The organism is bacterium (assembly GCA_040755795.1).
Taxonomy (GTDB): Bacteria; UBA9089; CG2-30-40-21; order CG2-30-40-21; family SBAY01; genus JBFLXS01.
Genome location: JBFLXS010000731.1, coordinates 1 through 1,168, shown reverse-complemented (window position 1 = coordinate 1,168; position 1,168 = coordinate 1). Strand labels below are relative to the sequence as shown.

Here is a 1,168-nt window from a genome sequence, read left to right as displayed (position 1 = left end):
ATTACCAATTACCGATTACCAATCACCAGTTACCAGAATCAAATTCCGTGCGTTATTTGTTCAACACGACAATAGATTAAGACACCACCAAAACTTGGGGAATTTCTGTCAATCCTGAAGGATAAGATTTTTCTTGACAGATTCAGAATTTAAAATTATAATATAAACAGTGAGTTACGAGGTTATATTAGGTTTTGGTCTGGATTTGATTTTTGGTGACCCGGTTAAATTTCCCCATCCGGTTAAAGGGATGGGAAAACTTATAAATTTTTTAGAAAAGATAGTCCGTAGAACCTTTCGTAATCTTAAAATAGGTGGAGTCTTACTTGCCAGTATAGTTATTATCAGCACTTATGTTTTTACTTCTGGTATCATTTGGTTTAGCGGAGAGATTAATAGTTACCTGAAATTTATACTCTCTGGAGTGATTATATGGACAACACTTTCAATTAGAAGCCTACATAAAGAGGCAAACTCTGTTTATCAGGCGTTAAAAATTGAAGATATTAACTTAGCCAGAATTCAACTCTCTAAAATTGTTGGAAGAGATACACATAATTTAAATAAAACAGAGATTTCAAGAGCAACTGTGGAAACCGTGGCAGAGAATACCGTAGATGGAATAATTTCACCCTTATTTTATGCCTTTTTAGGAGGACCTGCTCTGTCAATGGCATTTAAGGCAATAAGCACCCTTGATTCTATGTTAGGATATAAAACCACAATTTATAAAGAGATAGGTTGGTTTTCGGCAAGGGCTGATGATGTGGCAAATTTTATCCCGGCAAGAATTTCTGCCTTCCTTATTCCTGTTGCCAGCTGGCTATGTGGTAAAAATGGAATTTTATCCTGGAAAACTATTCTTAGAGATGGGCATAAAAACCCAAGCCCAAATAGCGGCATTCCAGAGGCAGGATTTGCTGGAGCTTTGAATATTCAACTTGGCGGATTAAATTATTATCAAGGGCAAATCTCTTTAAAACCATTTTTAGGTAACCCAAGTCAGATAATTGAACCTGAACATATCCGCCAGAGTATTAAATTGATGTCCATTACTTCATTTTTGATGTTAATTATTGGGTGGTGTCTTAATCTAGTGTCGTGTTGAACAAATAACGCACGGAATTTGATTCTGGTAACTGGTGATTGGTAATCGGTAATTGGTAAC

1 protein-coding gene is annotated in these 1,168 nt (G+C 35.8%); it reads left to right on the top strand.

Annotation, left to right across the window (positions count from 1 at the left end; all coding sequences use genetic code 11):
- Nucleotides 1–169 precede the first annotated feature (169 nt).
- On the top strand, nt 170–1,108 hold the full coding sequence (gene cbiB / locus AB1414_21260) for an adenosylcobinamide-phosphate synthase CbiB (protein MEW6609940.1): 939 nt from the start codon (nt 170–172) through the stop codon (nt 1,106–1,108).
- Nucleotides 1,109–1,168 lie beyond the last annotated feature (60 nt).